Source organism: Streptococcus halitosis (assembly GCF_003143695.2).
In the GTDB taxonomy this organism is placed as follows: Bacteria; Bacillota; Bacilli; order Lactobacillales; family Streptococcaceae; genus Streptococcus; species Streptococcus halitosis.
This window is the reverse complement of record NZ_QEMY02000014.1, coordinates 1-266: the sequence shown is the minus strand read 5'-3', so window position 1 is coordinate 266 and position 266 is coordinate 1. Positions and strand designations below refer to the sequence as shown.

1 protein-coding gene is annotated in these 266 nt (G+C 47.4%); it reads right to left on the bottom strand.

All coding sequences use genetic code 11. The features are described from left to right. A partial coding sequence (locus DB729_RS09390) for an SHIRT domain-containing protein (protein ID WP_131047424.1) occupies positions 1-266 on the bottom strand: 266 nt, incomplete at both ends.

Here is a 266-nt window from a genome sequence, read left to right as displayed (position 1 = left end):
AAGCTCCATGTGCCTTCTGCTGTCTTAACCTCTGTTTGACTTGGTTGCGTTGGCGTTGCTTGGCTGCCATCTTTCAAGTCTGTTTGGTCTGCTGGAAGTAGGGTTTTCACTTCTTGTGGAAGTTCTTTGCCTGGAGTTCCACTGACAAACTCGTGAACTGCTTTATGAGTCACTGTTGGAGCTGGGGTGAATTCCCAAGTACCGATAAAGTGGGCGTCTGCTCCATTGATGGTTTCGGATGTCTTATCATAGGACTTAAAGCTCCA